The sequence below is a fragment of the Ruegeria sp. CDSC054 genome, assembly GCF_059610645.1.
Map to the genome: position 1 here is coordinate 39,698 of NZ_JBXWOA010000004.1, position 25,896 is coordinate 65,593.

Sequence of the window (25,896 nt, forward strand, 5' to 3'; positions counted from 1 at the left end):
AAACGACGCGAGGCCTTCGAATGGATACGATATTCGCCTTGGCCAGCGCGCAAGGCAAAGCCGGGGTGGCGGTCATCCGCCTCTCGGGACCACACGCGCATTCCGCAGCTGCCAGCTTAACTGGAAGTCCGTTGCCATTTCGTGGCATGCGAGTCCGGTCGTTATATGCTGCGGATGGCGCACGGTTGGATGACGGGCTGGTTCTGACCTTTCAAGCCCCGGCCAGTTTTACCGGCGAAGACGTGGCTGAACTGCAGATCCATGGTAGCACCGCTTCGGTTAACGCAGTGATGCGGTGCCTTTCCGATATGGACGGGCTGCGACTGGCGGAGCCTGGTGAGTTCACCCGACGCGCGCTGGAAAACGGCAAGATGGACCTGACACAGGTCGAAGGTCTTGCTGATCTGATTGATGCGGAAACCGAGGCGCAACGCAAACAAGCGCAAACTATTCTGGCTGGTGATTTGGGTGTATTGGCGGAACGGTGGCGACGCGATCTGATCCGTGCTGCATCCTTGCTGGAAGCCGTCATTGATTTCGCGGATGAGGATGTTCCAACAGACGTTACACCTGAGGTAAAATCCCTTGTGAAGGATGTCATGGCTGATCTGCAACGTGAAGCAGATGGCGTACAGATTGCAGAGCGCATTCGAACGGGGTTTGAAGTCGCGATTGTTGGTCTTCCGAATGCCGGAAAATCAACCTTGTTAAATGCACTGGCAGGGCGTGAGGCGGCGATTACTTCGGAGTATGCCGGAACTACTCGCGATGTAATCGAGGTTCGAATGGATCTTGCAGGACTTCCGGTCACATTGCTGGACACCGCAGGATTGCGGGAAACTGAGGATCACGTCGAAAGCCTGGGAATTGAACTGGCTAGAAAGCGGGCGGATTCAGCTGATTTGCGTGTGTTTCTGACAGATGACCCGAAGGACCTGGGTGTTCAGATGATGAATGGCGATATACTGGTTTTGCCGAAATCTGATCTTCGAGATCCATCCGAAGGTGGAATATCCGGAAAAACAGGGCAGGGTATTGATCAACTCATTTCCCAGATTTCGGATGTGCTTAGTACCCGAACTACAAGTAGTGGTATTGCGACGCGGGAAAGGCACCGGGTTGCCTTGATCAAATCGCGGGAATCCCTGAGTTCTGCTATGGCGGTTCTGGAATCGGGTCCAGACTTGTATGATATCGCATCAGAAGAATTACGCACGGCGATCCGTGCCCTAGAAACCTTGGTTGGCAGAATCGGTGTTGAAGACCTTTTGGATGAGATCTTCTCGAGTTTCTGCCTGGGTAAGTAAGGAGTGTTTCACGTGAAACATTCAGATTTCGACGTGATTGTAATTGGCGCAGGCCATGCGGGTACAGAAGCAGCTCATGCAGCAGCGCGTATGGGTGTCAAGACAGCACTGGTCACATTGTCCGCGTCAGATATAGGCGTCATGTCTTGTAACCCGGCAATTGGTGGGCTGGGTAAAGGCCATTTGGTCCGTGAAATTGATGCCCTGGATGGTGTCATGGGACGTGTTGCCGATCAGGCCGGCATTCAATTCCGCTTGCTTAATCGACGCAAAGGACCAGCCGTTCAAGGTCCCAGAACACAGGCAGATCGTGCGCTGTACCGCGCGGCCATGCAGAAAGAGACGGAAAAACAGACAGATCTTTTCGTCGTTACCGGGGAAGTTGTCGATTTCCTGATGGACGGGAACCAAGTTTCAGGTGTGAAACTGGCCGACGGTTCTGAAATCAAGAGTAGAACGGTTATCCTGACGTCCGGAACCTTCTTGCGCGGTGTCATTCATATTGGTGATGTATCTCGGCCCGGCGGTCGTATGGGTGATCGCCCGTCAGTCAAATTGGCAGAACGGCTCGACAGTTTCGAGCTACCCCTGGGGCGTTTGAAAACAGGAACACCGCCGAGGCTGGATGGCCGGACGATTGATTGGAGTGATCTGGAACAACAAGACGGGGATGATGACCCAACCTTGTTTTCATTCCTGTCAACAAAGGTGATTGCACCTCAGATTTCTTGCGGAATCACGCATACAAACGCACGGACGCACGAAATCATTGAAAAAAACTTGTCTCGATCAGCGATGTATGGCGGACATATTGATGGGGTGGGCCCCAGGTATTGCCCATCCATCGAGGATAAGATCGTACGCTTTGCAGATAAGGAATCACATCAGATTTTCCTGGAACCCGAAGGCGTCGATGATCACACAATCTATCCAAACGGGATTTCGACCTCTCTACCGCAGGATGTACAGCTTGAGTATGTGCGGTCAATCAAAGGTCTTGAAGCAGCAGAGATCCTGCAACCTGGTTATGCGATCGAGTATGACTATGTGGATCCGCGTGTTTTGACATCGACTCTCGCGCTACCAGATGTCGAAGGACTATATCTAGCAGGGCAAATAAACGGAACCACAGGATATGAGGAGGCAGCTGCGCAAGGCTTGGTTGCGGGGTTGAATGCTGCGCTAAAGGTGCTTGACCGGGAACCGCTGCATTTTACACGTGCTGACAGTTATATCGGCGTGATGATCGACGACCTGACAACACGCGGTGTTGTGGAACCTTATCGGATGTTCACGTCACGCGCAGAATTCCGTTTATCACTACGTGCGGATAATGCAGACCAGCGCCTTACGCCAATTGGGTTGGATATCGGCTGTGTTGGCGGTAAGCGGAGCGGCATATTTTCAAATAAGATGGAGAGGTTGTCCGCCGCAAAATCCCAGCTGACAGAAAAAACCTTTACTCCAAAAGAAGTTCGAGCGGCTGGTATCAATGTCAATCAAGATGGAAACCGCAGGGACGGGATGGCTATTCTGGCGTTCCCGGATGTTCACTTTGGTGATCTTGTTCCCCTGATGCCCGAGATTGAGAGTGTTGAGGAGGAAATCCGTCTACAAGTAGAGCGGGACGCTTTGTACACAAACTACATTGCCCGGCAACAAAAAGATGTTGAGGCGATGAAACGCGATGAATCATATGAGATTCCACGGGGTTTCGACTATTTTGCGATGGAAGGGCTATCTTCTGAAATGAAGCAAAAGCTTTCAAATGCAAAGCCAGAGAACATTGCGCAGGCGGGGCGCGTTGAAGGGGTTACTCCTGCGGCGCTGACGCTGTTGTTGGCTAAGCTTCGCCGCGATCAGAAGGTCCGCAAGGTATGAATGGGACCACTATTGATGATTTGGATGTTTCACGTGAAACATTTGAGCGTCTCACAGCCTATGTGGAGCTTGTTAAGCGGTGGAACCCGAAAATCAATCTTGTTTCACGGAAAAGCTTGGATGACATCTGGGTTCGACACATAAAGGATTCCGTACAAGTCTATAGATGCGCAGGGCCATTCGAAAACTGGGTAGATTTAGGTAGCGGAGGCGGGTTCCCCGGGATGGTATGTGCCATAATGGCCATTGAAGACGCACCAGATGCCCAGTTCATGTTCATAGAAAGCGACCAACGAAAGTCTGCCTTTCTGCGCAATGTAGCACGTGAATGCGGCGCGAAATGCACCGTTATTTCCAAGCGAATCGAAGTGGTTGAACCGTTGAGCGCAGATATCCTTTCTGCGCGGGCCCTCGCCGATCTTCCTACGCTATTGTCCTTTTGCAACAGACATTTGAGCAAAAAGGGGCTGGCGCTGTTGCCGAAAGGCGAAAGGTGGAAAAAAGAGCTGGAAGAGGCGCAGGAAGAATGGAATTTCGACGTTGACCCGATTACAAGTTTAACTGAGCCTCAGGCCGTTATCCTTAAAATCAAAGGAGTATCACGTGGTTGATTTGTCTCGTCCCTCAGGGCCCCGGATTATTGCGGTAGCCAATCAGAAGGGCGGGGTTGGGAAAACCACAACAGCGATCAACCTTGCGGCCGGTCTGGCCGAGGCTGGATGCAAAGTGCTGGTTGTTGATCTTGATCCTCAGGGGAACGCATCCACCGGATTGGGGGTCGAAGATCGGGATTGGACGACGTATGATCTGATATTGGATGATGCCCCTTTGGAGGCGGTTGTTCAGGAAACCGAAATCGAGGGGTTGTTTGTTGTCCCGGCGACGGTTGATCTAAGCTCGGCAGATATTGAGCTGATATCCAATGAAAAACGCAGCTATCTGTTGCATGACGCGCTGCGTCAAACCGCAATCGACAAGTTTGACCTAGATTTTGTGCTAATCGACTGCCCGCCTTCGCTAAATCTTCTGACTGTCAACGCTATGGTCGCTGCACATTCTGTCCTGGTGCCGTTGCAGAGTGAGTTCTTTGCATTGGAAGGATTGTCACAACTAATGCTGACCATCCGAGAGGTGCGCCAGACCGCGAATCCGGACCTTAGAATCGAAGGTGTTGTGTTGACTATGTATGACAACCGCAACAACTTGTCCCGCCAGGTCGAAAAAGACGCGCGTGACAATCTGGGTGAGATGGTATTTAAAACCAAGATACCCAGAAATGTGCGGGTCAGCGAGGCTCCGTCTTACGCGTTGCCTGTGTTGCAATACGACTCGGGATCGCTGGGGGCGATGGCTTATCGGCATTTGGCCCGCGAAGTCATGCACAAGAATAAGAAAGTCGCCGCCTAAGCGACAGTGAGGAGGGCACCGTGGCCGCCAAAAAAACAAAACCCAGAGGTTTGGGCCGGGGACTTTCCGCTTTGATGGCGGATGTGACGCAGGATACCGGGGGGCTTATGCCCTCAGACCCGCGCCGTCCGGATATGAAAGTCCCGATTGAAAAACTGCGAGCGAACCCGAACCAGCCACGCAGAACCTTTCAGCAAGAGCGATTGGATGAACTTGCGGCCTCGGTCAAAGAAAAGGGCATCATTCAGCCGCTGATCGTGCGTGAGGTTCGTGGCGGCGACTATGAAATCGTGGCAGGCGAACGCCGCTGGCGTGCGGCTCAGATGGCGCAGCTGCATGATATCCCGGTTATCGTGCGGGATTTTGACGACACCGAAGTTCTGGAAGTCGCCATTATCGAGAATATTCAACGCGCAGACCTGAACGCTGTTGAAGAGGCCGCGGGTTACAAGCAGTTGATGGACCGTTTTGGCCATACACAGGAAAAACTGGCCGAAGCATTGGGTAAAAGCCGCAGCCATATTGCGAACCTTTTACGTTTGCTGTCGTTGCCTATGGACGTTCAGAAGCTTGTTGTTGAAGGAAAACTGTCTGCCGGTCATGCCCGGGCGCTGATCACAGCTGAAGACCCCTCTGAGCTGGCGAAGATCGTCGTCAAGGATGGGCTAAGCGTGCGTGCGACCGAAGCGCTGGTGAAAAAACAACAGCAGGGGGATGCTCCTCAGGCGGCGCCGCGGTCCAGAAACCTGAATGCTGGCAAGGATGCGGATACACGCGCGTTGGAGAAGGATCTTTCGGCCATTCTGGCGATGAAAGTGGCCATCAACCACAAAGCGGGATCGGAAGCGGGGCAGGTCGTGCTGACCTACGAAAACCTCGATCAATTGGACGATCTGTGCGCCAAGCTCAGCCGTTAGGGCGGGTCCAGATAAAAATCATAACGCCGCTGAGGACGACTGCCTGAATGATCAGGACGTGGCTTGGAAGTGCAAGAATCACAGACAATCCAAAAACGGCGGCAACCGATAGGGTGGCCGCCTTTTTTGCGGCCGGACGAATGGCGCCCGAGCGTTGCCAATCCAAGATCATCGGCCCGAAGGTTCCATGACTGACCAGCCAAGTGTGCAGTCGGGAGGAAGATCGGGCAAAAAAGAACGCGGCCAGCAACAGAAACGGGACTGTTGGAAGTAGGGGCAATACAATGCCGACAACAGCAAGCCCGACGCAGATCAATCCCATTGCGGCCCAGAGGTACTGCATCGTTTATCCCAATAACTCTCGGATGACCGCATTCAGGACTGCGCGACCATCTTTAGTGGCGATCAATCGGCCGTTTGACCGGTGTATCATACCCAGCTCTTCTAGGTCTCTCAGTTTGTTTTCTGGCAGTGTGAGATCGGAAAGCGCATTGAAGCGTTCAACATCTAGTCCTTCGGCAATTCTCATGCCCATCATAAGGTATTCACTTGCCTGATCTTGCGTAGATAGCAATGATCTTTCTTTCTCGCCGTTTCCTTTTTCAACAGCACTGAGCCAGGCGTTGGGTGACAGATAGGTCTCTGTCGCTATCTTCTGGCCGTCCAGCGTAATACGCCCGTGCGCGCCGGGGCCGACACCGACGTAATCTCCGTAACGCCAATAGATCAAGTTGTGCCGGGATTCTGCCCCCGGACGGGCATGGTTGGAAACCTCATAGGCGGGCAGCCCGTGGGCTTCGCATATCTCTTGCGTGGCAAGATACATATCGGCGGCGTGGTCGTCCTCGGGCAGTCCACGCAGCTTGCCGACTGCATAGCGGTCCCCAAAGGCGGTGCCTTCCTCGATCGTCAGTTGATAGAGCGACAGGTGGTCGATAGCCATCGACAGTGCCTCAGTCAGCTCCGCTTGCCAGGAATCCGGGGTTTGATGTTGACGCGCATAAATCATGTCAAAGCTGACCCGGTCGAAACAGTTGCGGGCGATATCAAATGCTGCGCGGGCTTCGGCGGCCGTGTGGATGCGGCCCAGTCGACGCAGGTCTTCGTCATTCAGGGCCTGAACGCCCATGGAAACTCGGTTCACGCCTGCATCGCGATAGGCGGCAAACCGGCCTGCCTCGACCGATCCGGGGTTGGCCTCAAGCGTGACTTCCATGTCATTTGCAGGGCGCCAAAGCTTGCGCGCCTCGTCGATAATGGCCGCCACCGTTTCTGGTGCCATAAGGGACGGCGTGCCGCCGCCAAAGAAGATTGTGTTCAAAACCCGGTCAGGGGTTTCAGATGCCGAGCGGTGCAGTTCAGCTAAATAAGATATAAGCCATTGTTTTTGTTCAATATTTCTCGAAACATGGCTGTTAAAATCGCAATAGGGGCACTTAGCCTCACAAAAAGGCCAGTGCACATAGAGGCCGAAGCCTCCATGCCGCCAGTCATCCACCGAAACAGCCTTGAACAAAGGCGTTTACGGCGCGTCCGCGATGGCTGATTTTGTGTTTTTCCTCCGGAACCATTTCTGCACAGGTCACATCGTGCCCGTCCGGTTGGAACATCGGGTCATAGCCGAAGCCGTTTTCGCCACGGATGGGCCAGACAAGCTGACCGGGCATGACACCCTCAAACACTTCGTCGTGACCATCAGGCCAGGCCAGAACCAGCGTGCAGCGAAATTGTGCTGTGCGTGGATGAGGCGCCTGTGCGGCCTCAAGTTCATCATGTGCGCGGGTCATCGCCATCAGGAAATCGCGGCCATTGCCGGTTTCTGCCCAATCGGCGGTGTAGACACCGGGCGCGCCGTCCAGCGCGTCAATGGTGATCCCGGAATCGTCCGACAGGGCAGGCAGGCCGGTAGCTTGTGCCGCCGCATGGGCCTTGATCCGGGCGTTACCGACGAACGTTTCTTCGGTCTCTTCCGGTTCCGGCAGGTTCATCTCTGCCGCGCCAACAACCTTCACGCCGAAGGCCTCAAGCAGATGGGTCATCTCCTCAAGCTTGCCTTTGTTGTGCGTGGCCACCAGCAGCCTGTCGCCGTCGAACTTGCGGGTCATGCGGTGGCTGCCTTTTGCGCTGCGGCCAGTTCACCGACGCCTTTTTCGGCCAGATCCATCAGTTGATCCATCTGGGCGCGGCTAAAGACTGAGCCTTCGGCGCTCATCTGCACTTCGATCAGCTTGCCTGATCCGGTCATGATAAAGTTTCCGTCGACGCCAGCTTCGCTGTCTTCGGGGTAATCCAAATCCAGCACCGGCTGACCGGCATAGATGCCACAAGAGACCGCTGCTACCGGATCGACCAGCGGGTCAGAAATCACGTCGCCAGCCTTCATCAGTTTGTTCACCGCCAGATGCAGCGCGACCCAACCACCGGTGATCGAGGCGCAACGGGTGCCGCCATCGGCCTGAATTACATCGCAATCCACCGTGATCTGACGTTCGCCCAGTGCAACCCGATCCACACCGGCGCGCAGGGCGCGACCGATCAGCCGCTGGATTTCCACGGTGCGACCACCTTGCTTGCCCGAGGCCGCCTCGCGCCGCATGCGGGTGTTGGTTGCACGGGGCAGCATGCCGTATTCGGCAGTGACCCAACCCAGGCCCGAGCCTTTGATGAACGGTGGCACGCGATCCTCGATCGTGGCGGTGCACAGAACATGGGTGTCGCCCATTTTGATCAGGCAGGAACCTTCGGCATGTTTGGTAAAGCCCGTCTCGATTGAAACGGCGCGCATTTCGTTTAAATCACGTCCTGAGGGTCGCATGGAAAATCCTTTGTTTGCTGGGTTGGGGATAACGTCCCCGTGCCTTAGGATGCAACCCCGATTGACCTTTCAGATGTCTGCGATTTAATGCCGATCCAGCAGAGGATTGCCGATGAGCAAAGCAAGTAGAGTTCTGGACGAAATGAATGACCGGTCACGCGAGGTGTTCCGGTTGATCGTCGAGAGCTATCTGGACAGTGGCGAACCGGTTGGAAGTCGCACGCTGACGCGCACGTTGTCGGAAAAGGTCAGCGCGGCGACCGTGCGAAACGTCATGCAGGATCTGGAGTTTCTGGGTCTGCTCGACAGCCCTCATGTCAGTGCGGGGCGGATTCCAACGCAGCAGGGGTTGCGGATGTTTGTCGATGGGTTGCTGGAAGTGGGTGATCTTGGTGTAGACGATCGGCAGAAGTTGGATGAGACATTAGGCTCTAACGCGGGTGATGTGGGCGGGATGCTGGACCGAGTTGGTTCGGCCTTGTCACACGTGACACATGGCGCATCGCTGGTTCTGACCCCAAAGCAAGAGTCTGAGATCAAGCATATTGAGTTCGTCTCGCTGGCCCATGACCGCGCTTTGGTGGTTCTGGTCTTTGCGGATGGGCATGTGGAAAACCGTCTATTTACGCCTCCGCCGGGCCAGACACCCAGTTCGATGCGAGAGGCGGCGAACTTTCTGAATTCCCTGATCGAAGGACGAACGCTCAGCGAAGTACTGCGTCAGATGCAGACCCAGATTACCGCGCGCAGGCAGGAAATTGATATTTTAGCGCGCGAGATGGTCGAAAGCGGCATGGCCGCTTGGGATGGGGATGGGACCGACTCGGCCCGTTTGATCGTGCGCGGGCGGGCGAATCTGCTGGGGGAGCCAGGCGAAGCCGAGGAATTGGACCGAATCCGAACGTTGTTTGACGACCTGGAGCGAAAGCAAGACATTGCTGAATTCCTCGAATTGACCGAAGAAGGCGAGGGTGTGCGCATTTTTATCGGCTCTGAGAACAAACTTTTCTCACTTTCGGGTTCCTCTTTGGTGGTGTCTCCATATATGAACGCTGATCGAAAGATAATTGGTGCGGTTGGGGTCATCGGACCCACTCGTCTGAACTATGGACGGATTGTACCGATCGTGGACTATACGGCGCAACTGGTCGGCAAACTGATTTCCGACCGGAGCTAGAGGGTAAGAGATGGCAGAGCCCAAGAACGAAGAATTTCTGGACGATATCGCAACCGCTGAGGCGGAAGAACTGGCCGAGGAATTTGCCGAAATCAGTGAAGAAGCGCTGGAAATTGATGCGCTGCGTGCTGAGCGAGACGATTTCAAGGACAAGTTCATGCGCGCGCTGGCGGATGCAGAAAACGCGCGCAAGCGTGGCGACAGAGCGCGCCGCGATGCCGAACAATATGGCGGATCGAAGCTGGCCCGTGACATGCTGCCGGTTTACGACAACATGAAACGTGCGCTTGAAGCCGCGACCGATGAGCAGAAAGAAGTGGCGGGACCCCTTCTGGAAGGCGTCGAACTGACCATGCGCGCGCTGAAAGACGTGTTCCAGAAGCATGGGATCGAAGTGATCACGCCCGAAGTTGGCGACCGGTTTGATCCCAACGTGCATGAAGCGATGTTTGAGGCTCCGGTGCCGGGCACCCGCGCCGGTGACATCATTCAGGTTTCAGCCGAAGGCTTCATGCTGCATGACCGCTTGCTGCGCCCTGCGCAGGTTGGGGTGTCTTCAACCCCTGCAAGCTGAGCGATTTCAGTTCATACGAATAACGAGGCGGTCAGGTTCTGGCCGCCTCTTTTAGTTTGTAGAGCAGGTCTAGGGCTTCACGCGGGGTCAGTTCGTCCGGCAGGATGTCGTCAAGCATGTCGGTGATGGGTGACGCTTTGGGTGCCGGAGGCGGTGGAGGTGGTGCGGCGGAAAACAAAGGCAGGTCGTCAATCAATGTCTTTTGCTTGCCGCCTTCGCGTTCGGTTTTTTCCAACTGATCCAGAACTATACGGGCCCGTTCGACCACTGATGTGGGTAGCCCGGCTAATTGAGCGACCTGAACACCATAGGACCTGTCGGCCGCGCCCTTGTGAACTTCGTGCAGGAAGATCACTTCGCCCCCCCATTCTTTGACGGCAACGGTGGCGTTTTCTACGCCTTCCAGTTTGCCGGCAAGTGCGGTGAGTTCATGGTAATGGGTTGCGAACAGGGCCCGGCATTTGTTGGAGGCGTGCAGATGTTCCAGCGTGGCCCAGGCGATGGACAGGCCATCATAGGTGGCCGTGCCGCGACCTATTTCATCAAGAATAACGAGAGCGCGGTCATCAGCCTGATTGAGGATGGCGGCGGTTTCGACCATTTCGACCATAAAGGTCGAGCGTCCGCGGGCCAAATCATCCGACGCTCCGACGCGGCTGAACAGTTGGCTGACTAGCCCGACATGCGCCTGTTCCGCAGGCACGTAACTGCCCATCTGGGCAAGCAGGGCAATCAGGGCATTCTGGCGTAGGAAGGTCGATTTACCGGCCATGTTGGGACCTGTCAGCAGCCAGATCGCCGCGCCTTTATCAGCACTGAGATCGCAGTCATTGGCGATGAAGGCGTCGCCGTTTTGCTGGCGCAATGCCTGTTCGACCACCGGGTGTCTTCCGCCCTGAACATCGAACGCGCGTGAGGCATCAACTTGCGGGCGACACCAGTTTTCACCACGCGCCAGATCGGCCAGAGCAGTGGTCAGATCCAGTTCAGCCAAACCGCGCGCTGCTTGGTTGAGCCGTGCGGCCTTATCCAGAATTTCGCTAGAAAGCCTTGCATAGAGCCGTTTTTCTATCTCTAGCGCCAAGTTTCCGGCGTTTAGAATGCGGGTCTCGATCTCGGACAGCTCCACTGTCGTGAACCGGACTTGGTTGGCGGTTGTTTGGCGGTGGATATAGGTCTCAGAAAATGGAGGATTCAGCATTTTCTCGGCATGGGTAGCCGTTGTTTCGATGAAATAGCCCAGCACATTGTTATGCTTGATCTTCAGTGACGTGATGCCGGTGTGTTCCGCATATTTCTGCTGAAACCCGGCAATGACGGAACGACCTTCGTCGCGTAGGGTGCGGGCTTCGTCCAGTTCGGCATCATAACCCGGGGCGATGAACCCGCCGTCTCGGGCCAGCAATGGGGGTTCGGCCACAAGCGCTTCGTCAAGCAGGTTCAGTAGGTCGTCAAATCCGACCAGATTTTGAAGGGCAGTGGCCAGAAGAACCGGCAGGTCTTGACCCGCGCAGAGTTCAGCGATTGCGGCGGCCTGTGTCAGGCCGTTGCGAATGGCGGTCAGATCCCGCGGGCCACCCCGATCCAGTGACAGTCGGGACAGCGCCCGGTCCAGATCCGGGGTCTTGCGCAAAGCCTCACGCAGGTCTGATGTGATCAAGCTGTCTTCGGCCGCAAAAGTTACAGCATCCAGCCGCCCATGGATGACGTCCAGATTGCGGGATGGGCTGGAAAGCCGCTGGTCCAACAGTCGTGCACCACCCGGTGTGACGGTGCGATCCATCACAGACAGCAGCGAACCAGCGCGGCCACCGGACAGGGATCGGGTCAGTTCCAGATTGCGCCGTGTGGCAGCGTCGATCTGAACGACTCGGTCCTCGGATTCTTTCAGTGGGGTTTGCAGAAGCGGCAGTTTGCCTTTTTGCGTGATTTCCAGATAGTCGATCAACGCACCCATGGCCGAAATCTCAGCCCGGCCGAAACTGCCAAACGCGTCCAGTGCGCCCACATGAAACAGCCTGCAGATGCGCTTTTCCGCCGCAGTGCTGTCGAAGCTGGCCCGCCCGATTGGGGTCAGTGAGATACCCAGATCCATAACGGGTTCGTTCAGTTTGTCCTGCACACCATCGGCCACGATCAACTCGGATGGTGCCAACCGGGCCAGTTCGGGACTGAGGCGCACTGAGGTCAAAGGCATCACGTGAAACGCCCCAGTTGAGATATCGGCCCAAGCCAGCGCGGCCTCATCGCGAACCTCGGCATAGGCGGCCAGGAAGTTGTGGCGGCGAGCCTCAAGCAGGGCATCTTCGGTCAACGTGCCAGGCGTAACAAGGCGCACAACATCGCGCTTTACGACCGATTTAGAGCCTCTTTTCTTTGCTTCAGCCGGGCTTTCCATCTGTTCGCAGACAGCCACGCGAAACCCTTTCCGGATCAGCGTCAGCAGATACCCCTCGGCCGCATGGACGGGCACGCCGCACATCGGAATGTCGGTGTCGTTATGCTTTCCGCGCTTGGTTAAGGCGATGTCCAGCGCTTCGGCGGCGTTGACGGCGTCCTGAAAGAACATCTCGTAAAAGTCGCCCATGCGGTAAAACAGCAAGGCATCGGCATGCGCCTCTTTGATTTCGAGATATTGCGCCATCATCGGCGTGACTGTGGACAAGGCTGACCCCTTTTGGCGTATTCCGGTCGCGACCTTACAAATCCACCCATCTCGGCGAAAGGTGAAAAGTATTCTCGTTGAGGCGCGCGCCTGCCTGCGCTATGAGGCAAAAGTCCCGCAGATGTAAAGAAACGACCCATCACATGCCCAAAGCGAAGATCACCAAAGAAGAGGCGCTGGCCTTTCACCTCGACCCGACACCCGGCAAGTGGGAGGTTCAGGCCACCGTACCCATGACGACGCAACGCGATCTGTCGCTGGCCTACAGCCCTGGTGTGGCGGTTCCATGTGAAGCCATCGCGGAAAATCCGGAAACCGCCTATGATTACACCAACAAAGGCAATCTGGTTGCGGTGATCTCAAACGGTACTGCCGTTCTGGGCCTTGGTAATCTTGGCGCGCTGGGTTCGAAGCCGGTGATGGAGGGGAAATCAGTCCTGTTCAAACGGTTCGCTGATGTGAACTCGATCGATATCGAACTGGATACCGAAGACCCGGACGAATTCTGCCGCGCTGTGCGTCTGATGGGACCGACCTTTGGCGGTATCAACCTGGAAGACATCAAGGCGCCCGAGTGTTTCATCATCGAACAGCGCCTGAAGGAAGAGATGGACATCCCCGTCTTCCACGACGACCAACACGGCACGGCGGTGATCTGTGCGGCGGGTCTGCTGAATGCGCTGCGTATCTCGGGCAAAAAGATCGAAGACGTGAAAATCGTGCTGAACGGCGCGGGTGCGGCGGGTATCGCCTGTATCGAGCTGCTCAAGTCGATGGGCGCAAAACACGAGAACTGCATCGTCTGCGACACCAAGGGCGTGATCTACCAAGGCCGAACCGAAGGCATGAACCAGTGGAAATCGGCCCACGCGATCACCACCGAGTTGCGCACATTGGAAGAGGCGATGAAGGGCGCGGACGTATTCCTTGGTGTGTCGGTCAAAGGGGCAGTGACCCAGGATATGGTTGCCAGCATGGCAGACAATCCGGTGATTTTCGCCATGGCGAACCCGGACCCGGAGATTACGCCAGAAGAGGCGCATGAGGTTCGTGTTGATGCCATCGTCGCCACCGGGCGCAGCGATTATCCGAACCAGGTGAACAACGTTCTGGGCTTCCCTTACCTGTTCCGCGGCGCGCTGGACATTCACGCCCGCGCTATCAATGACGAGATGAAGATCGCCTGTGCCCATGCGCTGGCCAATCTGGCGCGCGAGGATGTGCCGGATGAGGTTGCCATGGCCTATGGCAAATCTCTGACCTTTGGCCGGGATTACATTATCCCGACGCCGTTTGACCCACGCCTGATCCACCGTATTCCGCCTGCCGTTGCCAGGGCGGGGATGGACACCGGAGCAGCCCGCCGCCCGATCATTGACATGGACGCCTATGAGCTGAGCCTGAAATCCCGCATGGACCCGACCGCCAGCATCCTGCGCGGCCTGAACGCCCGTGCACGTCAGGCGCAAAGCCGGATGATCTTTGCCGAAGGCGACGATCCACGCGTCTTGCGCGCGGCGGTGATGTATCAGCGATCGGGTTTTGGCAAGGCGCTTGTTGTTGGTCGCCCTGACGATGTGAAGGAAAAGCTGGAAGCCGCCGGTCTGGAGGACGCGGTGCGCGAGTTGGAGGTGATTAACGCCTCCACAACCACGCATCTCGAAGCCTATAAGGATTTCCTTTACAAGCGTCTGCAGCGCAGTGGTTTTGATCGCAAAGATATCCATCGTCTGGCCGCGCGGGATCGCCATGTGTTCTCTTGCCTGATGTTGGCGCATGGCCACGCCGATGGCATGGTCACCGGCGCAACGCGGAAATCGGCACATGTGCTGGAACGCATCAATCATGTGTTTGACGCTGATGCCGAACATGGGGCCGTTGGTGTAACGGCGCTGTTGCACAAGGGTAAGATCGTTCTGATTGGTGACACGCTGGTCCATGAATGGCCGGATGAGCATGATCTGGCCAATATCGCCGAACGCTCGGCCTCGGTCGCGCGGCATTTGGGGCTGGACCCACGCGTTGCCTTTGTCAGCTTTTCCACCTTCGGCTATCCGGTATCTGAACGGGCTGAGAAAATGCACGTTGCGCCTGAGATTCTGGATAAGCGCGGCGTCGATTTCGAATATGATGGCGAGATGACTGTGGATGTGGCGCTGAACGTGGAACAGCAAGAGGCTTATCCCTTCTCGCGTCTGACGGGCCCGGCGAATATCCTGATTGTACCCGCACGGCATTCGGCCTCGATCTCGACCAAGCTGATGCAAGAGATGGGTGGCGCGAACGTCATTGGCCCTATCCTGACCGGTGTCGATAAGCCGATTCAGATCTGTTCGACTGGCTCGACAGCAAATGACATTCTGAACATGGCCATTCTGGCCTCTTGCGATATTGGATAAACCGTGACGATCTGGAACCTAGGCTCGATCAATGCGGACATGGTCTATGCCCTGCCGCATCTTCCCACTGCCGGTGAAACGCTGGCCGCTTCGAACTTGGAGCGGTTTCTGGGTGGCAAAGGGGCCAACATGTCCGTTGCAGCGGCGCGTGCCGGATCGCGTGTGGCGCATATCGGTGGCATTGGGCCGGACGGGCGCTGGGCCCTGGATCGCATGACCGAATATGGCGTCGACACCCGGTTCATTGCCGAGGTCGACGTGCCTACAGGTCACGCGATCATTGCGGTGGACAAGCAGGGTGAGAACCAGATCATTCTGTATCCCGGCGCAAACCACGCCATCGAGCAGGATCAGCTGGGACAGGCCTTATCGCAGGCTGTTCCCGGTGATCTGCTGGTTATGCAGAACGAGACCAACGCCCAGGTCGAGGCCGCCCGCATGGGCCGTGATCTTGGACTGACCGTCTGCTATGCCGCCGCGCCGTTTCAGGCTGATGCCGTGCAGGCGGTGCTGCCTTATCTGGACTTCCTGATCCTGAATGAGGTCGAAGCAGAACAGCTGCGCGAAAGTACGGGTCAATCCGTCGCTGAATTGCCTGTTAAGCATGTACTGGTCACGTTGGGGTCTAAAGGCGCGCGCTACCTACCCAAGGATGGTGAGGCACTTGAGATTTCGGCACACAAGGTGAAAGCCGTGGACACGACCGGCGCGGGGGATACCTTCACCGGTTACGTTCTGGCCGGAATGGACCGCGGGTTGCCGATGCCGCAGGCGATTGCACAAGCAAATCGTGCCGCGGCCCTGATGGTCACGCGGCACGGCACGGCGGATGTTATTCCCGACCTCAAAGAGGTGCTGGAGGCCCGGTTCGGTTAGGACCCGGCGAAAGGTGCATTGCTACCCCAGAGCTGTTTGACGCGCGCATCCCGACCGCAGGCTTTGCGGTAGGCTTTGTATGCGTTTTTCTGGCGTTTCGGACCAAAGCGGGTGAGCACCAGCTTGTCGCCCTTATAGTAATCCTGATGGTAAGCTTCGGCCGGGTAAAAGGTGCCCGCGTTCAAGATGGGGGTAACTACGGTTTGACCCAGCGCCTGCTGCGCATTGGCTTTGGCTTTCTGCGCCAACGCCTTTTCGCCTGTGTTAGAGACAAAAACAGCAGTGCGATAGCTGTTGCCGCGATCACAGAATTGGCCACCCGCATCGGTTGGATCAACGGAACGGAAGAACATGCTCAGCAGCGTTTCACGGGAAACCCGCGAAGAGTCGAAGGTGATCTGAACAGCCTCGTAATGTCCGGTGCCACCTTTCGTCACTTGGTCATAAGTCGGATTGGCTGTCTTACCGCCGGTAAAGCCGGATACGGCGCCAATCACGCCGGGAACCGATTCAAAATCGGATTCAACGCACCAGAAACACCCTCCGGCGACGGTCAGGGTTTCGGTGCCGGCAGCTGGTGCGGGCAGGGCGCGCAGCATCGCGGCCAGTGTGATCAGAACAAACAGAAGCGACGGTTTAACGAAACAGAGGTATGCGGTCCGGGTCATGGCAGATCTCCTTCTGAGATCAGGCTGCCCCGACTTTTCTGCCGTTGCAATCCGCTGACATGGTTTGTCACGCGCTGGTGAGACGAGTTTATCGGCGCTTACCCCAGCAGTTGCCCCAGCTTCATCGCCACACCCATATTGCCCGAGATCTTGAGCTTGCCCAATGCCACGCCGGTCATTGGGTTCAGCTTGCCGGTCAGCAGCTTGGTCAGGTTTTCCTGTGAAATTCGGATCGTGCAGTCTGCATCCTGATCTTGCGTCGTCGCTTGATTGTCGATCAGCACGATCACCCCGTCATCACCGCAATCGAACTTGAGAGAGCCGTCAAATGTCTTGCCGTTCAGACCTTTCTGGATCCCGTCGGCGATGTCCTGAAGCATGGTATGTCCTTTCCCCGTTGACCTTTGCGTAAAGACAAACAGGCAAAGCAGGCAAGGGTGACGCTACTGGAACTAACAGGCCAACGAAGACAAAGAAAAACCCGGCATCCTTTCGGGCACCGGGTTCGTCGTTGCAGCGATGGCAAGAATTACTTGGACAGACGCTTCTCGCGCGAGGCCAGCAGTTTCAGACGCAACGCGTTCAACTGGATGAAGCCAGCCGCGTCTTTCTGATCATACGCGCCAGCATCGTCTTCAAAGGTTACATGCTCTTCAGAATAGAGCGAATGATCCGACCAGCGGCCAACCGTCGAGGCCAAACCTTTGTAAAGTTTCACGCGGACGGTGCCGGTGACGTGTTCCTGCGACTTGTCGATTGCAGCCTGCAACATCTCACGCTCAGGCGAGTACCAGAAGCCATTATAGATCAGCTCCGCATATTGCGGCATCAACTGGTCCTTCAGGTGCATTGCGCCACGGTCCATGGTGATGGATTCGATACCACGATGTGCTTCCAGCAGGACGGTGCCGCCGGGCGTTTCGTAGATGCCACGCGACTTCATGCCCACAAACCGGCCTTCGACCAGGTCAAGACGCCCAATACCGTGCTTGCCGCCGTATTCGTTCAGCTTGGTCAGGATGGTCGCGGGGCTCATAGCCTCGCCATTTATGCTGACCGCGTCGCCTTTTTCAAAGCCGATCTCGATGAATTCCGGCTCGTTTGGCGCATCCTCGGGGTGGACGGTGCGCTGATAGACGTAATCGGGCGCCATATCGGCGGGGTCTTCCAGAACCTTACCCTCGGACGAAGTGTGCAGTAGGTTGGCATCGACCGAGAAGGGCGCCTCGCCACGTTTGTCCTTGGCAATCGGGATCTGGTTCGCTTCGGCGAATTCCAACAGCTTGGTCCGGCTGGTCAGGTCCCACTCACGCCAAGGCGCGATCACCTTGATGTCGGGGTTCAGCGCATAGGCCGCCAGTTCAAAGCGCACCTGATCGTTGCCCTTGCCTGTCGCGCCGTGGGCGACGGCATCGGCACCGGTTGCCTCGGCAATCTCAACCAGACGTTTCGAGATTAGCGGACGCGCGATTGAGGTGCCCAGCAGGTAAAGGCCTTCGTATTGCGCATTGGCGCGGAACATCGGGAAGACAAAGTCGCGGACAAACTCTTCGCGAATGTCTTCGATATAGATGTTTTCGGGTTTGATCCCCAGCAGCTCGGCCTTTTGGCGGGCGGGTTCCAGTTCCTCACCTTGACCCAGATCGGCGGTGAAGGTCACAACCTCACAGCCATACTCGGTCTGCAGCCATTTCAGAATGATCGAGGTATCAAGGCCACCGGAATAGGCCAGAACAACTTTCTTGGGCGCGGACATCTGACTTCCCTTTATGCGTAGAACGACTGGCCCCTAGCGGGTTTTGGACGCGGGGGCAAGCTGTGTGGATTGACGCAGGCCCGGAATTGGGGTGAAACGGTCGGATAGAGAACAAGGATTGGTTGAGAGGGCGGTTTTCGTGCTGGGACTAGAGATTTTGGTGCATTCGGTGAAAATGGTTCTAAGGAACCTTAAACAAGCGCTGCAGATTTCAGTTGTGCCTGCGCTCATCGGTGGGCTTCTGGTCATCGGATTGTTTTTTCTGTTCGGCATCCCTTTTGAAGAATTCGACAGTGAAACGAACGGCTTCCCTGAAGGCGTAACAGCGGCTTCCTTCGCGGGGTTTCTGTTGTGTTTAGTGGTGGTTATCTTTGGGGCTATGCTCTGGATTGTCGTGTCGTGGCACCGGTTTGTTCTGCTTGAAGAATACCCGACCGGGTTGGTTCCACCTTTCCGGTTCGACCGAGTTCTCGCCTATTTCGGGCGTCTTCTCATGCTTTGCCTCATAGCTTTTGTAATCATGATACCGGCGGTGCTGGTCATGGGTATGATGGCGCAAGCTTCAGCAGCGTTGGGAATTTTGGTCTGGGTGGCTTTGGTAATCTTTCTCACCATCGGGTTTTATCGGGCATCCCCTATTTTGCCCGGCGCAGCCATCGGAAAACCACTAAAACTTTCTGAGGCTTGGCAGGCAACTTCGGGCGCCAGCGGTGCAATTGCGCTTTTGGTCGTTTTGTCCATACTCCTCCAGTTGTTGCTTCAACTGCTGGCGTCGCTGTTGCTCTTTGTCCCGGTAGTCGGCGTCCTGATCGTGTTGTTTGCCAGCATGCTGGTTGTCCCATTGATCAATGTCAGCATCCTGACCACGATCTACGGCGTCTTTATCGAAAGACGCCAGCTCTCGTGAGCCGTACACATATGTATTCCTTGCCCTTTTGGTCGGGATAGGCCACTGAACGGGTCATGAGTGATTTCGTGACCCGCGCCCGCGCTGCCGAACAGGCGATGCGCTCTGTGTTTCCGGCAACGCCGTTGCAGCGGAACGCCCATCTGTCAGACCGCTACGGGGCCGATATCTGGCTAAAGCGCGAGGATCTCAGTCCGGTACGATCGTACAAAATTCGCGGTGCGTTCAATGCCATGCGCAAGCAGCAGGGGCAGGACCTGTTCGTCTGCGCCAGCGCAGGTAATCACGCCCAGGGCGTGGCCTTCATGTGTAAGCATCTGGGCGTGAAGGGCGTTATCTTCATGCCGGTGACGACGCCTCAGCAGAAAATCCAGAAAACACGGATTTTTGGCGGCGACAATATCGAGATCCACCTGACCGGAGACTATTTTGACGATACTCTGTCTGCGGCGCAGGACTGGTGTGCCCAGCAAGGTGGATATTTCCTGTCGCCGTTCGACGATGAAGATGTGATCGAAGGGCAGGCTTCACTGGCGGTCGAGATCGAGGAACAGCTGGGCCGCGTGCCCGACCACGTTGTTTTACCGGTCGGCGGGGGCGGCATGTCGTCCGGCGTCGCCACGTGGTTCGGGGATCGCACCCATTGTCTATTCGTGGAGCCGGCGGGTGGGGCTTGTCTGCGCGCGGCTTTGGCGGCGGGGCATCCGGTGGCTTTGGACCATGTGGATACGTTTGTCGACGGTGCGGCCGTGGGTCGGATTGGGGAAAAGCCATTTGAGCTGTTGAAATCCCGCCATCTGTCCGACGTTTTGGTTCTGTCCGAAGATCGCATCTGTTCCACCATGATCGAAATGCTGAACGTCGAGGGCATCGTACTGGAACCTGCGGGTGCTCTGGCGGTCGAAGCCGTCGGCGACGTGCAAAGTTTCATTCGTGGTAAGACCGTGGTGTGCGTCACCTCGGGCGGCAATTTCGATTTCGAGCGCTTGCCCGAGGTTAAGGAACGGGCGCAGAGGTATTCGGGTGTCAAAAAATACTTCATCCTCCGCCTGCCACAACGTCCAGGCGCGTTGAAGGAATTCCTGGGCATTCTAGGTCCAGAGGACGATATTGCCCGCTTTGAGTACATGAAAAAATCGGCCCGCAATTTCGGGTCTGTCCTGATCGGGATCGAAACGCGAAAGCCTGAGAATTTTGTGCGCCTGTTCGCGCATCTTGATGATGCGGGCTTTACCTATACCGACATTACCGAAGACGAAACGCTGGCGCAGTTCGTGATCTGACGGGCGCAAACGCCACGGCGGCTGGATCACGGGCCGGCTTGTGGTGTCGTCGTTCGCTTGGCAGCGTGGGTGCAGGTCAACAGAATGGGAACGCTTCTGTCCAAATTCCCTCTAGAGACAACTCCGGTTGCCGGATAGTGTACAGCCACCAACACCCTCAGATAGCTTGATCAAAATGACATACGTACAAGATGCCGAACACAACATTTGGGTTCGCAACGATTCCGCAGACATCCTCTATTCGGATGGTGTCGCGAAGGAGGATAGACTCTTTAATGGTGTATCAAGCTGTAAGGACCGATCCGTAAATTCATCCGAGATCGACGCATTGATCACGGATTGGGCTTCGGAATACCATTTCTCGGCCAAGCGCCACTTTGTTCTCAAAGGCTTGGACTTCAAGAAAAACCAGTCGGTACTGGAACTAGGTTGCGGTTGCGGTGCCATTTCCAGGTATCTGGCAGAGCAGGGCGTGGATCTAACATCCGTCGAAGGAACGGTCTCGCGTGCACGAACCGCATCAAAACGTTGCGAAGACCTGCCGAACGCCGAGTTTTATGTCGACAATTTCACCAAGTTTCAGTCCGACAAAAAATTCGATTGGGTCCTCTTTATTGGCGTGCTGGAGTATGCGCCGTTGTTTGGTGACCAGAATGACCCGTTCGGTTCTTATTTGGAAGTGGCCAAGCGGCACCTAAAGCCTGGCGGTAAAATGGTCATCGCGATCGAGAACAAGCTTGGTTTGAAGTACTGGAACGGGGCGTCAGAAGATCACGTGGGAAGCCCTTACTACGGAATCCACGATTTGTATGATGGGGGCTCAGCTGAAACATTCAGTAAGCGGGAAATAGCGAACCTACTGTCTGACAAAGGTTTTGAACATCAAGAATTCCAATACGCTTTTCCAGATTACAAAGTCTGTGAGACTTTGCTTACCGAGGCCGGCCTTACTGCTCCTGGCTTCAATTCCTCTGATCTGCTTCTGGGCACCCGTTCACGCGACTACAGCCGAAAGTGGGAGCCAGCATTCACAGACGGTCTTGCCATCTCTACTCTGAACAAGGCCGGGCTTCTTGGTGAGTTCGCCAACTCGTTTCTGATCGTTGCAAGCTCTCGGAAATTCAAACACGCCACGAAACTTGCGTTCACGCATAACATCGGAAAACGGCACCTGGCATTTACCTGCGAGACCGCATTTGTGCCCCGCAGAGGTCAGATATCCGTTCAAAAAACGACAGCAATCTCAGAGCCGGACCGGAAAATTGACGTCGGCCCCTACACCATTTGTCACGACACCTCTTCCGCGCCATACGTTTCAGGCGTCAGCGAGGGTGGCCAGATTATCCGCCAGATGCACCGAACCCCACGTCCTGTCCGTCTTTGGCGGAGTTTTTTGCCTTGGGCAGAGCATCTGAAAGCCCAGTGCACGCAAGCAGCGGACAGCAACTCAAGTGAGGACTGGACCATCGACGGTTCTTATGTCGACGCTACACCATTCAATTTCATCAGAACCCCCAGCGGGCTAAAGCAAATTGATGTCGAATGGCGGGCAGAACAAGACGTTCCATTGGGGTGGGTGATCGCGCGCGGTGTCAGGCAGGTCATGATGCATGGATCGCCCAAGATTTCATACAATCAAGCAAGAATTTTTGGCACCGCAAGAATGGTTTTGGAAGGCATTGGTTTGACGCTGACGAATGATGAATATGATCGTTTCACACAGCTTGAGCGTTCCTTCATGCGTGCCGTCAAATCTGCCCCAGCAAAAAAAAAAGATCCTCAACATCGCGCAGAACTGACCCAGTCCTGATTGCTGTGAAATCACCCTATCAAGAAGGCAAGCAGCACAGTTGGGGGGAAAAAATATATGCACGCAGCCTTGCTGACGCATTTTCCGACATTGGTCTTCCTGCGCGGGTAGATGACCACAACGAGTGGTCATCAAAATCTGACGCCGACGAAGCGGCCGTTTTGATTCGCGGTAAGTTGAAGTATCCGTATGAAGCAAAACAGGGCTCTGCCAGTTGGTTAATCAGCGAGATGATTCGGGGCGAGGTCTCAAAAGAGGCCGACAATCATACAGCCAACTTCTTTGCATCGCGTCTCTTTTTCGAGGGAATCAAAACTCGCCCTCAGGATTCCGTTCTTTTTCAGGCAACGGATCATCGCATTTTCTACCCGGGCGAGCGTGACTATGGTGGTCCTACGCTGTTTGTGGGCAACAATTACCGAAGATGGGAAGTTCGGCCGGTCATTCAAAAAGCATTGGCCGAGGAATTGCCTGTCGACGTTTATGGTGACAGGTGGGATAGAAAATTAAACGCGGATCGCCTTCGTGCTGCAAGCGTTCCGAACCTCCAGTTGGGTCAACTATACCGATCGGCGGGCGTCGTTCTGAACGATCACCGCCCCCCCATGCGTGAGAATGGTCTGATTTCCAACCGGGTGTTCGATGTACTTGCCTGCGCAGTCCCGCTGATTTCAGATAGAATAAAAGGCCTGCCTGATGGGTTCGAGGAATTCATTTATATGTTTGATGATGGCTTGCCGTTGGCGGACTTAATCACGCAGGCAAAAACGGAATCGGCTGCGAAACGCCGCAAGCGTGCAGACTTCGCGCACTACGTTGTGCAGGAGTACAGTTTTCTGGCGGCGGCAAAAACTATCGCTGCCAGTTTAGGGCTGTCGCAGAAAGCCTAATTGGAACTGACATGCATTGTTTGAAAGCCTTCAGCTGGGTTTCTTTCTTTGTTCGACACTGATCAGAGTATTAATACCCGGCAGAAAATGAACAGTCGCGCGCAGGAATGAACGCCACGGTTCGCGCCAACTAGGACACGCATGCAGAGAACTGCGGTATGAAGGACGGCGTGGAGCTGTGCCGACAGGACGCGCTGCGAATCCTGAAAAAGATGGGCGTTGGGTTTTTGACTCAAGAACGAGGATTGGAGTTCAACTTCAAGAAATCCCCTTCGTTGGACGGGTTTGCCGTGAAAATCTTGCGCCTGTAGGTCCCGAAAATGGCCTTGGCCGTTAAAGATCGCCCAGCCCAGTCTTGAATTCACTGGCAGAGCGTTCGAATACACTGAGGATATTGGCAAAGTCGACCACCTGGCTGTTCCCTTGCGCCGATTGTCGTTCCCCATCCTGACACAGCTTGGCCAAAGCCTCGAACCCAAGGCTCAGTGCGCTGCCTTTTACGAAATGCAGGTTTTGTTCAAACTCTGTGCGGGCGGTGTCGTTCCGAAGCCGGGCTAGGGCTTCGTTCACCTCATCAAGAAAGATGTTCACTACCTCTTCAAATTCGCTGGCGCCAACCTCGTCCCTTAGTTGCCGGACCCTGGACCAGTTGATCATGCCATCCTCGCTTTATCTGCCAGGGGATTTGGTACCGCAGAACCGGTAAAGAGCAGGTTAAGCGGAATGAACTTCGGCTTTCACCCATTGTTAAACTGCGGCGCGATAGGGTCTTCCTATTCTGATAAGCGCCGCTGGGCAGAGGGTTAAGGTGACAAGGGTCAGTCAGGCAGACAGTGGGTCAGATCTGGATTTTGGTGTGATCCAAAAGGTGCTTGTCGTCGATGACAGCCGCCTGCAGCGCCGTATTCTGGTCGCCTCGCTCAAAAAATGGGGCTTTGACGTGCTTGAGGCCGATAGCGGCGATGTTGCGATTGAAATGTGCGCAGCGGACCCGCCGGATCTTGTCCTCAGCGATTGGGTGATGCCGGGGATGAGCGGGCTGGATTTCTGCAAGGCGTTCCGCGCCTTGGACAACAGGCAATACAGCTATTTCATCCTGCTGACCTCCAAAAGCGAAAAGCAAGAAGTGGCGCGCGGTCTGGATGCCGGTGCGGATGATTTTCTGATTAAACCGCTTGAGGCGGATGAACTGCGGGCGCGTATATCAGCCGGTGCGCGTATTCTGGATATGCAGCGCGAGCTGTCTAAAAAAAACCAGATGATCGAATCCGCGCTTGAGGAGCTGCGCGTCGCCCATGACGCGATCGACAAGGACCTCATCCAGGCACGCAAGATACAGGAATCGCTGGTACCCGAACTGACGCGCGATTTCGGTAAGTCCCGAGTCAGCATGTTGCTGAAACCTTGCGGTCATATCGGCGGCGATCTGGTGGGGATGTTCTCTCCGGGTGTGAACAGGCTTGGTTTTTACAGTATCGATGTGTCCGGGCATGGCATCACATCTGCGATGATGACCGCGCGTTTGGGGGGCTATCTGTCCAGCAACCACTTTGATCAGAACGTGGCGATGGCGCGGCGTTTCGACAAGTTTTATGCTCTGCTGCCGCCGGAAGAGGTTGCCGAAACCCTGAACTCGCGGCTGATGGCGGATACAGGAATCGAAGAGTATTTCACGATGGTTTATGCCATCGTAGACCTGCGCAACGGGCATGTGAAAATGGTGCAGGCCGGGCACCCTCATCCGCTGTTGTTGTGTCAGGACGGCAGAACTGAATTTCTGGGCGAGGGCGGGTTGCCTATCGGATTGCTGCCGGACGTCACCTTTCAGCGGACCGAATTCTACATGCAACCCGGCGACCGGCTACTGCTTTATTCCGATGGGTTCACAGAATGCAGTCTCGCCGACGGTGGCCTGCTGGACGAGGATGGCTTACGACAGATGGCGCTGGATTGCGGGCCCGATCGAAACGGAACGGAGTTCCTTGACGATATGTTCTGGCGGCTGACACAGGCGATGGCACCTGGCCGGGGTATGGATGATGATGTTTCGGCTGTTTTCTTTGAATACAACGGTCACTAAAGCCGCTTTTCATGCAGCGCGGCAAAGTGGCGATCTCCGTCATTGCCCAGCAATTGGACCGCATCGGCGGTGTCCATCCATAAGGCTTCATGGAACGGCTCAGACGGTGGACCCATGCGCTGGATGGGACGCGCGCGATAGATATGGCACAGCTTTTCGGCCCACAAATCGTATTCGGGCATATAAGTGAACCGACGAAAAGCGCCGATGCGGCGGGGCGACGCGATCAACCAGCCGGTTTCTTCGAACACTTCTCGGTGCAGGGCTGTGATGGGTGATTCGCCCGGATCAATTCCGCCGCCGGGCAATTGAAGATCAGGCCCGGGTTCTGTCTGACAGGTCAGCAAAAGGCTTCGACCTCGGGGCAGCAATGCATAAACACCCACCCGGCGTGTATATGTTCGCCCAGCTTGAGGGGTTTCACCAAACCGTCTGATCATGTATGGCCCCTTAAAACCCGAATAGTTCGACCTATGTGCTGGCG

25 protein-coding genes are annotated in these 25,896 nt (G+C 55.7%); 15 read left to right on the forward strand and 10 right to left on the reverse strand.

Features of this window, described 5'->3' with window-relative positions; translation table 11 throughout:
- Nucleotides 1-20 precede the first annotated feature (20 nt).
- From mnmE to AC2FGC_RS10015, 5 genes are read left to right on the forward strand one after another with little or no spacing between them, the layout of a single operon-like run.
- The gene (gene mnmE / locus AC2FGC_RS09995; protein ID WP_496726282.1) at nucleotides 21-1,307 is read left to right on the forward strand and encodes a tRNA uridine-5-carboxymethylaminomethyl(34) synthesis GTPase MnmE; all 1,287 of its coding nucleotides are present in this window, start codon (nucleotides 21-23) and stop codon (nucleotides 1,305-1,307) included.
- A 12-nt stretch (nucleotides 1,308-1,319) separates the two neighbouring features.
- Nucleotides 1,320-3,188, forward strand: coding sequence for a tRNA uridine-5-carboxymethylaminomethyl(34) synthesis enzyme MnmG (gene mnmG, locus AC2FGC_RS10000; protein ID WP_496782221.1), 1,869 nt, complete (start codon nucleotides 1,320-1,322; stop codon nucleotides 3,186-3,188).
- Nucleotides 3,185-3,799 (forward strand): 16S rRNA (guanine(527)-N(7))-methyltransferase RsmG, encoded by a 615-nt coding sequence (gene rsmG, locus AC2FGC_RS10005; RefSeq protein WP_496726280.1) that lies wholly within the window; start codon nucleotides 3,185-3,187, stop codon nucleotides 3,797-3,799. The genes mnmG and rsmG overlap by 4 nt, the downstream gene beginning before the upstream one ends.
- Complete coding sequence (locus tag AC2FGC_RS10010) at nucleotides 3,792-4,595, forward strand: ParA family protein (RefSeq protein WP_058279264.1); 804 nt, start codon at nucleotides 3,792-3,794, stop codon at nucleotides 4,593-4,595. Before rsmG ends, AC2FGC_RS10010 begins: the two co-directional genes overlap by 8 nt.
- Before the next feature lie 20 nt (nucleotides 4,596-4,615).
- Complete coding sequence (locus AC2FGC_RS10015; protein WP_496726279.1) at nucleotides 4,616-5,512, forward strand: ParB/RepB/Spo0J family partition protein; 897 nt, start codon at nucleotides 4,616-4,618, stop codon at nucleotides 5,510-5,512.
- Here the strand turns inward: AC2FGC_RS10015 and AC2FGC_RS10020 are convergent.
- From AC2FGC_RS10020 to rph, 4 genes are read right to left on the reverse strand one after another with little or no spacing between them, the layout of a single operon-like run.
- Nucleotides 5,502-5,855 carry a YbaN family protein gene (locus AC2FGC_RS10020; RefSeq protein WP_496736601.1) on the reverse strand — a complete coding sequence of 118 codons (354 nt, stop codon included), beginning with the start codon at nucleotides 5,853-5,855 and terminating at the stop codon, nucleotides 5,502-5,504. The two genes, AC2FGC_RS10015 and AC2FGC_RS10020, sit on opposite strands and share 11 nt — an antisense overlap.
- Before the next feature lie 3 nt (nucleotides 5,856-5,858).
- Nucleotides 5,859-7,010: a radical SAM family heme chaperone HemW gene (gene hemW / locus AC2FGC_RS10025; RefSeq protein ID WP_496782223.1), complete on the reverse strand. Its 1,152-nt coding sequence runs from the start codon at nucleotides 7,008-7,010 to the stop codon at nucleotides 5,859-5,861.
- The gene (gene rdgB / locus AC2FGC_RS10030) at nucleotides 7,003-7,617 is read right to left on the reverse strand and encodes an RdgB/HAM1 family non-canonical purine NTP pyrophosphatase (protein ID WP_496726277.1); all 615 of its coding nucleotides are present in this window, start codon (nucleotides 7,615-7,617) and stop codon (nucleotides 7,003-7,005) included. The genes hemW and rdgB overlap by 8 nt, the downstream gene beginning before the upstream one ends.
- Nucleotides 7,614-8,327: a ribonuclease PH gene (gene rph, locus AC2FGC_RS10035; RefSeq protein ID WP_496782224.1), complete on the reverse strand. Its 714-nt coding sequence runs from the start codon at nucleotides 8,325-8,327 to the stop codon at nucleotides 7,614-7,616. The genes rdgB and rph overlap by 4 nt, the downstream gene beginning before the upstream one ends.
- Nucleotides 8,328-8,439: 112 nt before the next feature.
- On the opposite strand from rph, the gene hrcA reads away from it, so the two are divergent.
- Nucleotides 8,440-9,504 (forward strand): heat-inducible transcriptional repressor HrcA, encoded by a 1,065-nt coding sequence (gene hrcA, locus AC2FGC_RS10040; RefSeq protein ID WP_496726276.1) that lies wholly within the window; start codon nucleotides 8,440-8,442, stop codon nucleotides 9,502-9,504.
- A gap of 10 nt (nucleotides 9,505-9,514) precedes the next feature.
- Nucleotides 9,515-10,078 (forward strand): nucleotide exchange factor GrpE, encoded by a 564-nt coding sequence (locus AC2FGC_RS10045; protein WP_496726275.1) that lies wholly within the window; start codon nucleotides 9,515-9,517, stop codon nucleotides 10,076-10,078.
- A 31-nt stretch (nucleotides 10,079-10,109) separates the two neighbouring features.
- Here AC2FGC_RS10045 and mutS read toward each other — a convergent pair whose 3' ends face one another.
- The gene (mutS, locus tag AC2FGC_RS10050) at nucleotides 10,110-12,725 is read right to left on the reverse strand and encodes a DNA mismatch repair protein MutS (RefSeq protein WP_496726316.1); all 2,616 of its coding nucleotides are present in this window, start codon (nucleotides 12,723-12,725) and stop codon (nucleotides 10,110-10,112) included.
- A gap of 161 nt (nucleotides 12,726-12,886) precedes the next feature.
- On the opposite strand from mutS, the gene AC2FGC_RS10055 reads away from it, so the two are divergent.
- Complete coding sequence (locus AC2FGC_RS10055; RefSeq protein ID WP_472722505.1) at nucleotides 12,887-15,142, forward strand: NADP-dependent malic enzyme; 2,256 nt, start codon at nucleotides 12,887-12,889, stop codon at nucleotides 15,140-15,142.
- A gap of 3 nt (nucleotides 15,143-15,145) precedes the next feature.
- Nucleotides 15,146-16,018, forward strand: a complete 873-nt coding sequence (locus tag AC2FGC_RS10060) for a ribokinase (protein WP_496726274.1) — start codon at nucleotides 15,146-15,148, stop codon at nucleotides 16,016-16,018.
- Here the strand turns inward: AC2FGC_RS10060 and msrA are convergent.
- From msrA to AC2FGC_RS10075, 3 genes are all read right to left on the reverse strand, one after another.
- Complete coding sequence (gene msrA, locus AC2FGC_RS10065; RefSeq protein WP_496726273.1) at nucleotides 16,015-16,686, reverse strand: peptide-methionine (S)-S-oxide reductase MsrA; 672 nt, start codon at nucleotides 16,684-16,686, stop codon at nucleotides 16,015-16,017. The genes AC2FGC_RS10060 and msrA overlap by 4 nt on opposite strands.
- Before the next feature lie 98 nt (nucleotides 16,687-16,784).
- Entirely contained in the window at nucleotides 16,785-17,066 is a 282-nt protein-coding gene (locus tag AC2FGC_RS10070) for an SCP2 sterol-binding domain-containing protein (protein WP_113791154.1), read from the reverse strand.
- Nucleotides 17,067-17,215: 149 nt separating this feature from the next.
- Nucleotides 17,216-18,442: an argininosuccinate synthase gene (locus AC2FGC_RS10075; protein ID WP_496726272.1), complete on the reverse strand. Its 1,227-nt coding sequence runs from the start codon at nucleotides 18,440-18,442 to the stop codon at nucleotides 17,216-17,218.
- Nucleotides 18,443-18,581: 139 nt separating this feature from the next.
- Here AC2FGC_RS10075 and AC2FGC_RS10080 point away from each other — a divergent pair, with 139 nt between their 5' ends.
- From AC2FGC_RS10080 to AC2FGC_RS10100, 5 genes are all read left to right on the forward strand, one after another.
- On the forward strand, nucleotides 18,582-19,349 hold the full coding sequence (locus AC2FGC_RS10080) for a hypothetical protein (protein ID WP_496782229.1): 768 nt from the start codon (nucleotides 18,582-18,584) through the stop codon (nucleotides 19,347-19,349).
- Between the two features lie 56 nt (nucleotides 19,350-19,405).
- A complete protein-coding gene (gene ilvA / locus AC2FGC_RS10085) occupies nucleotides 19,406-20,632 on the forward strand; it encodes a threonine ammonia-lyase IlvA (RefSeq protein ID WP_496782233.1) in 1,227 nt (408 codons plus the stop codon).
- Between the two features lie 175 nt (nucleotides 20,633-20,807).
- Nucleotides 20,808-22,442: an SAM-dependent methyltransferase gene (locus AC2FGC_RS10090; RefSeq protein WP_496782235.1), complete on the forward strand. Its 1,635-nt coding sequence runs from the start codon at nucleotides 20,808-20,810 to the stop codon at nucleotides 22,440-22,442.
- 5 nt (nucleotides 22,443-22,447) lie between these two features.
- Nucleotides 22,448-23,332: a glycosyltransferase family protein gene (locus AC2FGC_RS10095; RefSeq protein WP_496782237.1), complete on the forward strand. Its 885-nt coding sequence runs from the start codon at nucleotides 22,448-22,450 to the stop codon at nucleotides 23,330-23,332.
- A gap of 158 nt (nucleotides 23,333-23,490) precedes the next feature.
- Nucleotides 23,491-23,643, forward strand: coding sequence for a hypothetical protein (locus AC2FGC_RS10100; RefSeq protein ID WP_496782240.1), 153 nt, complete (start codon nucleotides 23,491-23,493; stop codon nucleotides 23,641-23,643).
- 22 nt (nucleotides 23,644-23,665) lie between these two features.
- Here the strand turns inward: AC2FGC_RS10100 and AC2FGC_RS10105 are convergent, their stop codons facing one another.
- Nucleotides 23,666-23,989 carry an Hpt domain-containing protein gene (locus AC2FGC_RS10105; protein WP_496726267.1) on the reverse strand — a complete coding sequence of 108 codons (324 nt, stop codon included), beginning with the start codon at nucleotides 23,987-23,989 and terminating at the stop codon, nucleotides 23,666-23,668.
- 151 nt (nucleotides 23,990-24,140) lie between these two features.
- Here AC2FGC_RS10105 and AC2FGC_RS10110 point away from each other — a divergent pair, with 151 nt between their 5' ends.
- Nucleotides 24,141-25,412, forward strand: a complete 1,272-nt coding sequence (locus AC2FGC_RS10110) for a PP2C family protein-serine/threonine phosphatase (protein ID WP_496726266.1) — start codon at nucleotides 24,141-24,143, stop codon at nucleotides 25,410-25,412.
- Here AC2FGC_RS10110 and AC2FGC_RS10115 read toward each other — a convergent pair.
- On the reverse strand, nucleotides 25,409-25,852 hold the full coding sequence (locus AC2FGC_RS10115; protein WP_496726265.1) for an NUDIX hydrolase: 444 nt from the start codon (nucleotides 25,850-25,852) through the stop codon (nucleotides 25,409-25,411). The two genes, AC2FGC_RS10110 and AC2FGC_RS10115, sit on opposite strands and share 4 nt — an antisense overlap.
- Nucleotides 25,853-25,896 lie beyond the last annotated feature (44 nt).

Coding starts and splice junctions, on each gene's coding strand:
- mnmE (WP_496726282.1), top strand. CDS start 21: ATGGATACGATATTCGCCTTGGCCAGCGCGCAAGGCAAAGCCGGGGTG.
- rsmG (WP_496726280.1), top strand. CDS start 3,185: ATGAATGGGACCACTATTGATGATTTGGATGTTTCACGTGAAACATTT.
- AC2FGC_RS10020 (WP_496736601.1), bottom strand. CDS start 5,855: ATGCAGTACCTCTGGGCCGCAATGGGATTGATCTGCGTCGGGCTTGCT.
- rdgB (WP_496726277.1), bottom strand. CDS start 7,617: ATGACCCGCAAGTTCGACGGCGACAGGCTGCTGGTGGCCACGCACAAC.
- rph (WP_496782224.1), bottom strand. CDS start 8,327: ATGCGACCCTCAGGACGTGATTTAAACGAAATGCGCGCCGTTTCAATC.
- hrcA (WP_496726276.1), top strand. CDS start 8,440: ATGAGCAAAGCAAGTAGAGTTCTGGACGAAATGAATGACCGGTCACGC.
- AC2FGC_RS10045 (WP_496726275.1), top strand. CDS start 9,515: ATGGCAGAGCCCAAGAACGAAGAATTTCTGGACGATATCGCAACCGCT.
- mutS (WP_496726316.1), bottom strand. CDS start 12,725: ATGATGGCGCAATATCTCGAAATCAAAGAGGCGCATGCCGATGCCTTG.
- AC2FGC_RS10055 (WP_472722505.1), top strand. CDS start 12,887: ATGCCCAAAGCGAAGATCACCAAAGAAGAGGCGCTGGCCTTTCACCTC.
- msrA (WP_496726273.1), bottom strand. CDS start 16,686: ATGACCCGGACCGCATACCTCTGTTTCGTTAAACCGTCGCTTCTGTTT.
- AC2FGC_RS10070 (WP_113791154.1), bottom strand. CDS start 17,066: ATGCTTCAGGACATCGCCGACGGGATCCAGAAAGGTCTGAACGGCAAG.
- AC2FGC_RS10075 (WP_496726272.1), bottom strand. CDS start 18,442: ATGTCCGCGCCCAAGAAAGTTGTTCTGGCCTATTCCGGTGGCCTTGAT.
- ilvA (WP_496782233.1), top strand. CDS start 19,406: ATGAGTGATTTCGTGACCCGCGCCCGCGCTGCCGAACAGGCGATGCGC.
- AC2FGC_RS10090 (WP_496782235.1), top strand. CDS start 20,808: ATGACATACGTACAAGATGCCGAACACAACATTTGGGTTCGCAACGAT.
- AC2FGC_RS10100 (WP_496782240.1), top strand. CDS start 23,491: ATGAAGGACGGCGTGGAGCTGTGCCGACAGGACGCGCTGCGAATCCTG.
- AC2FGC_RS10105 (WP_496726267.1), bottom strand. CDS start 23,989: ATGATCAACTGGTCCAGGGTCCGGCAACTAAGGGACGAGGTTGGCGCC.
- AC2FGC_RS10115 (WP_496726265.1), bottom strand. CDS start 25,852: ATGATCAGACGGTTTGGTGAAACCCCTCAAGCTGGGCGAACATATACA.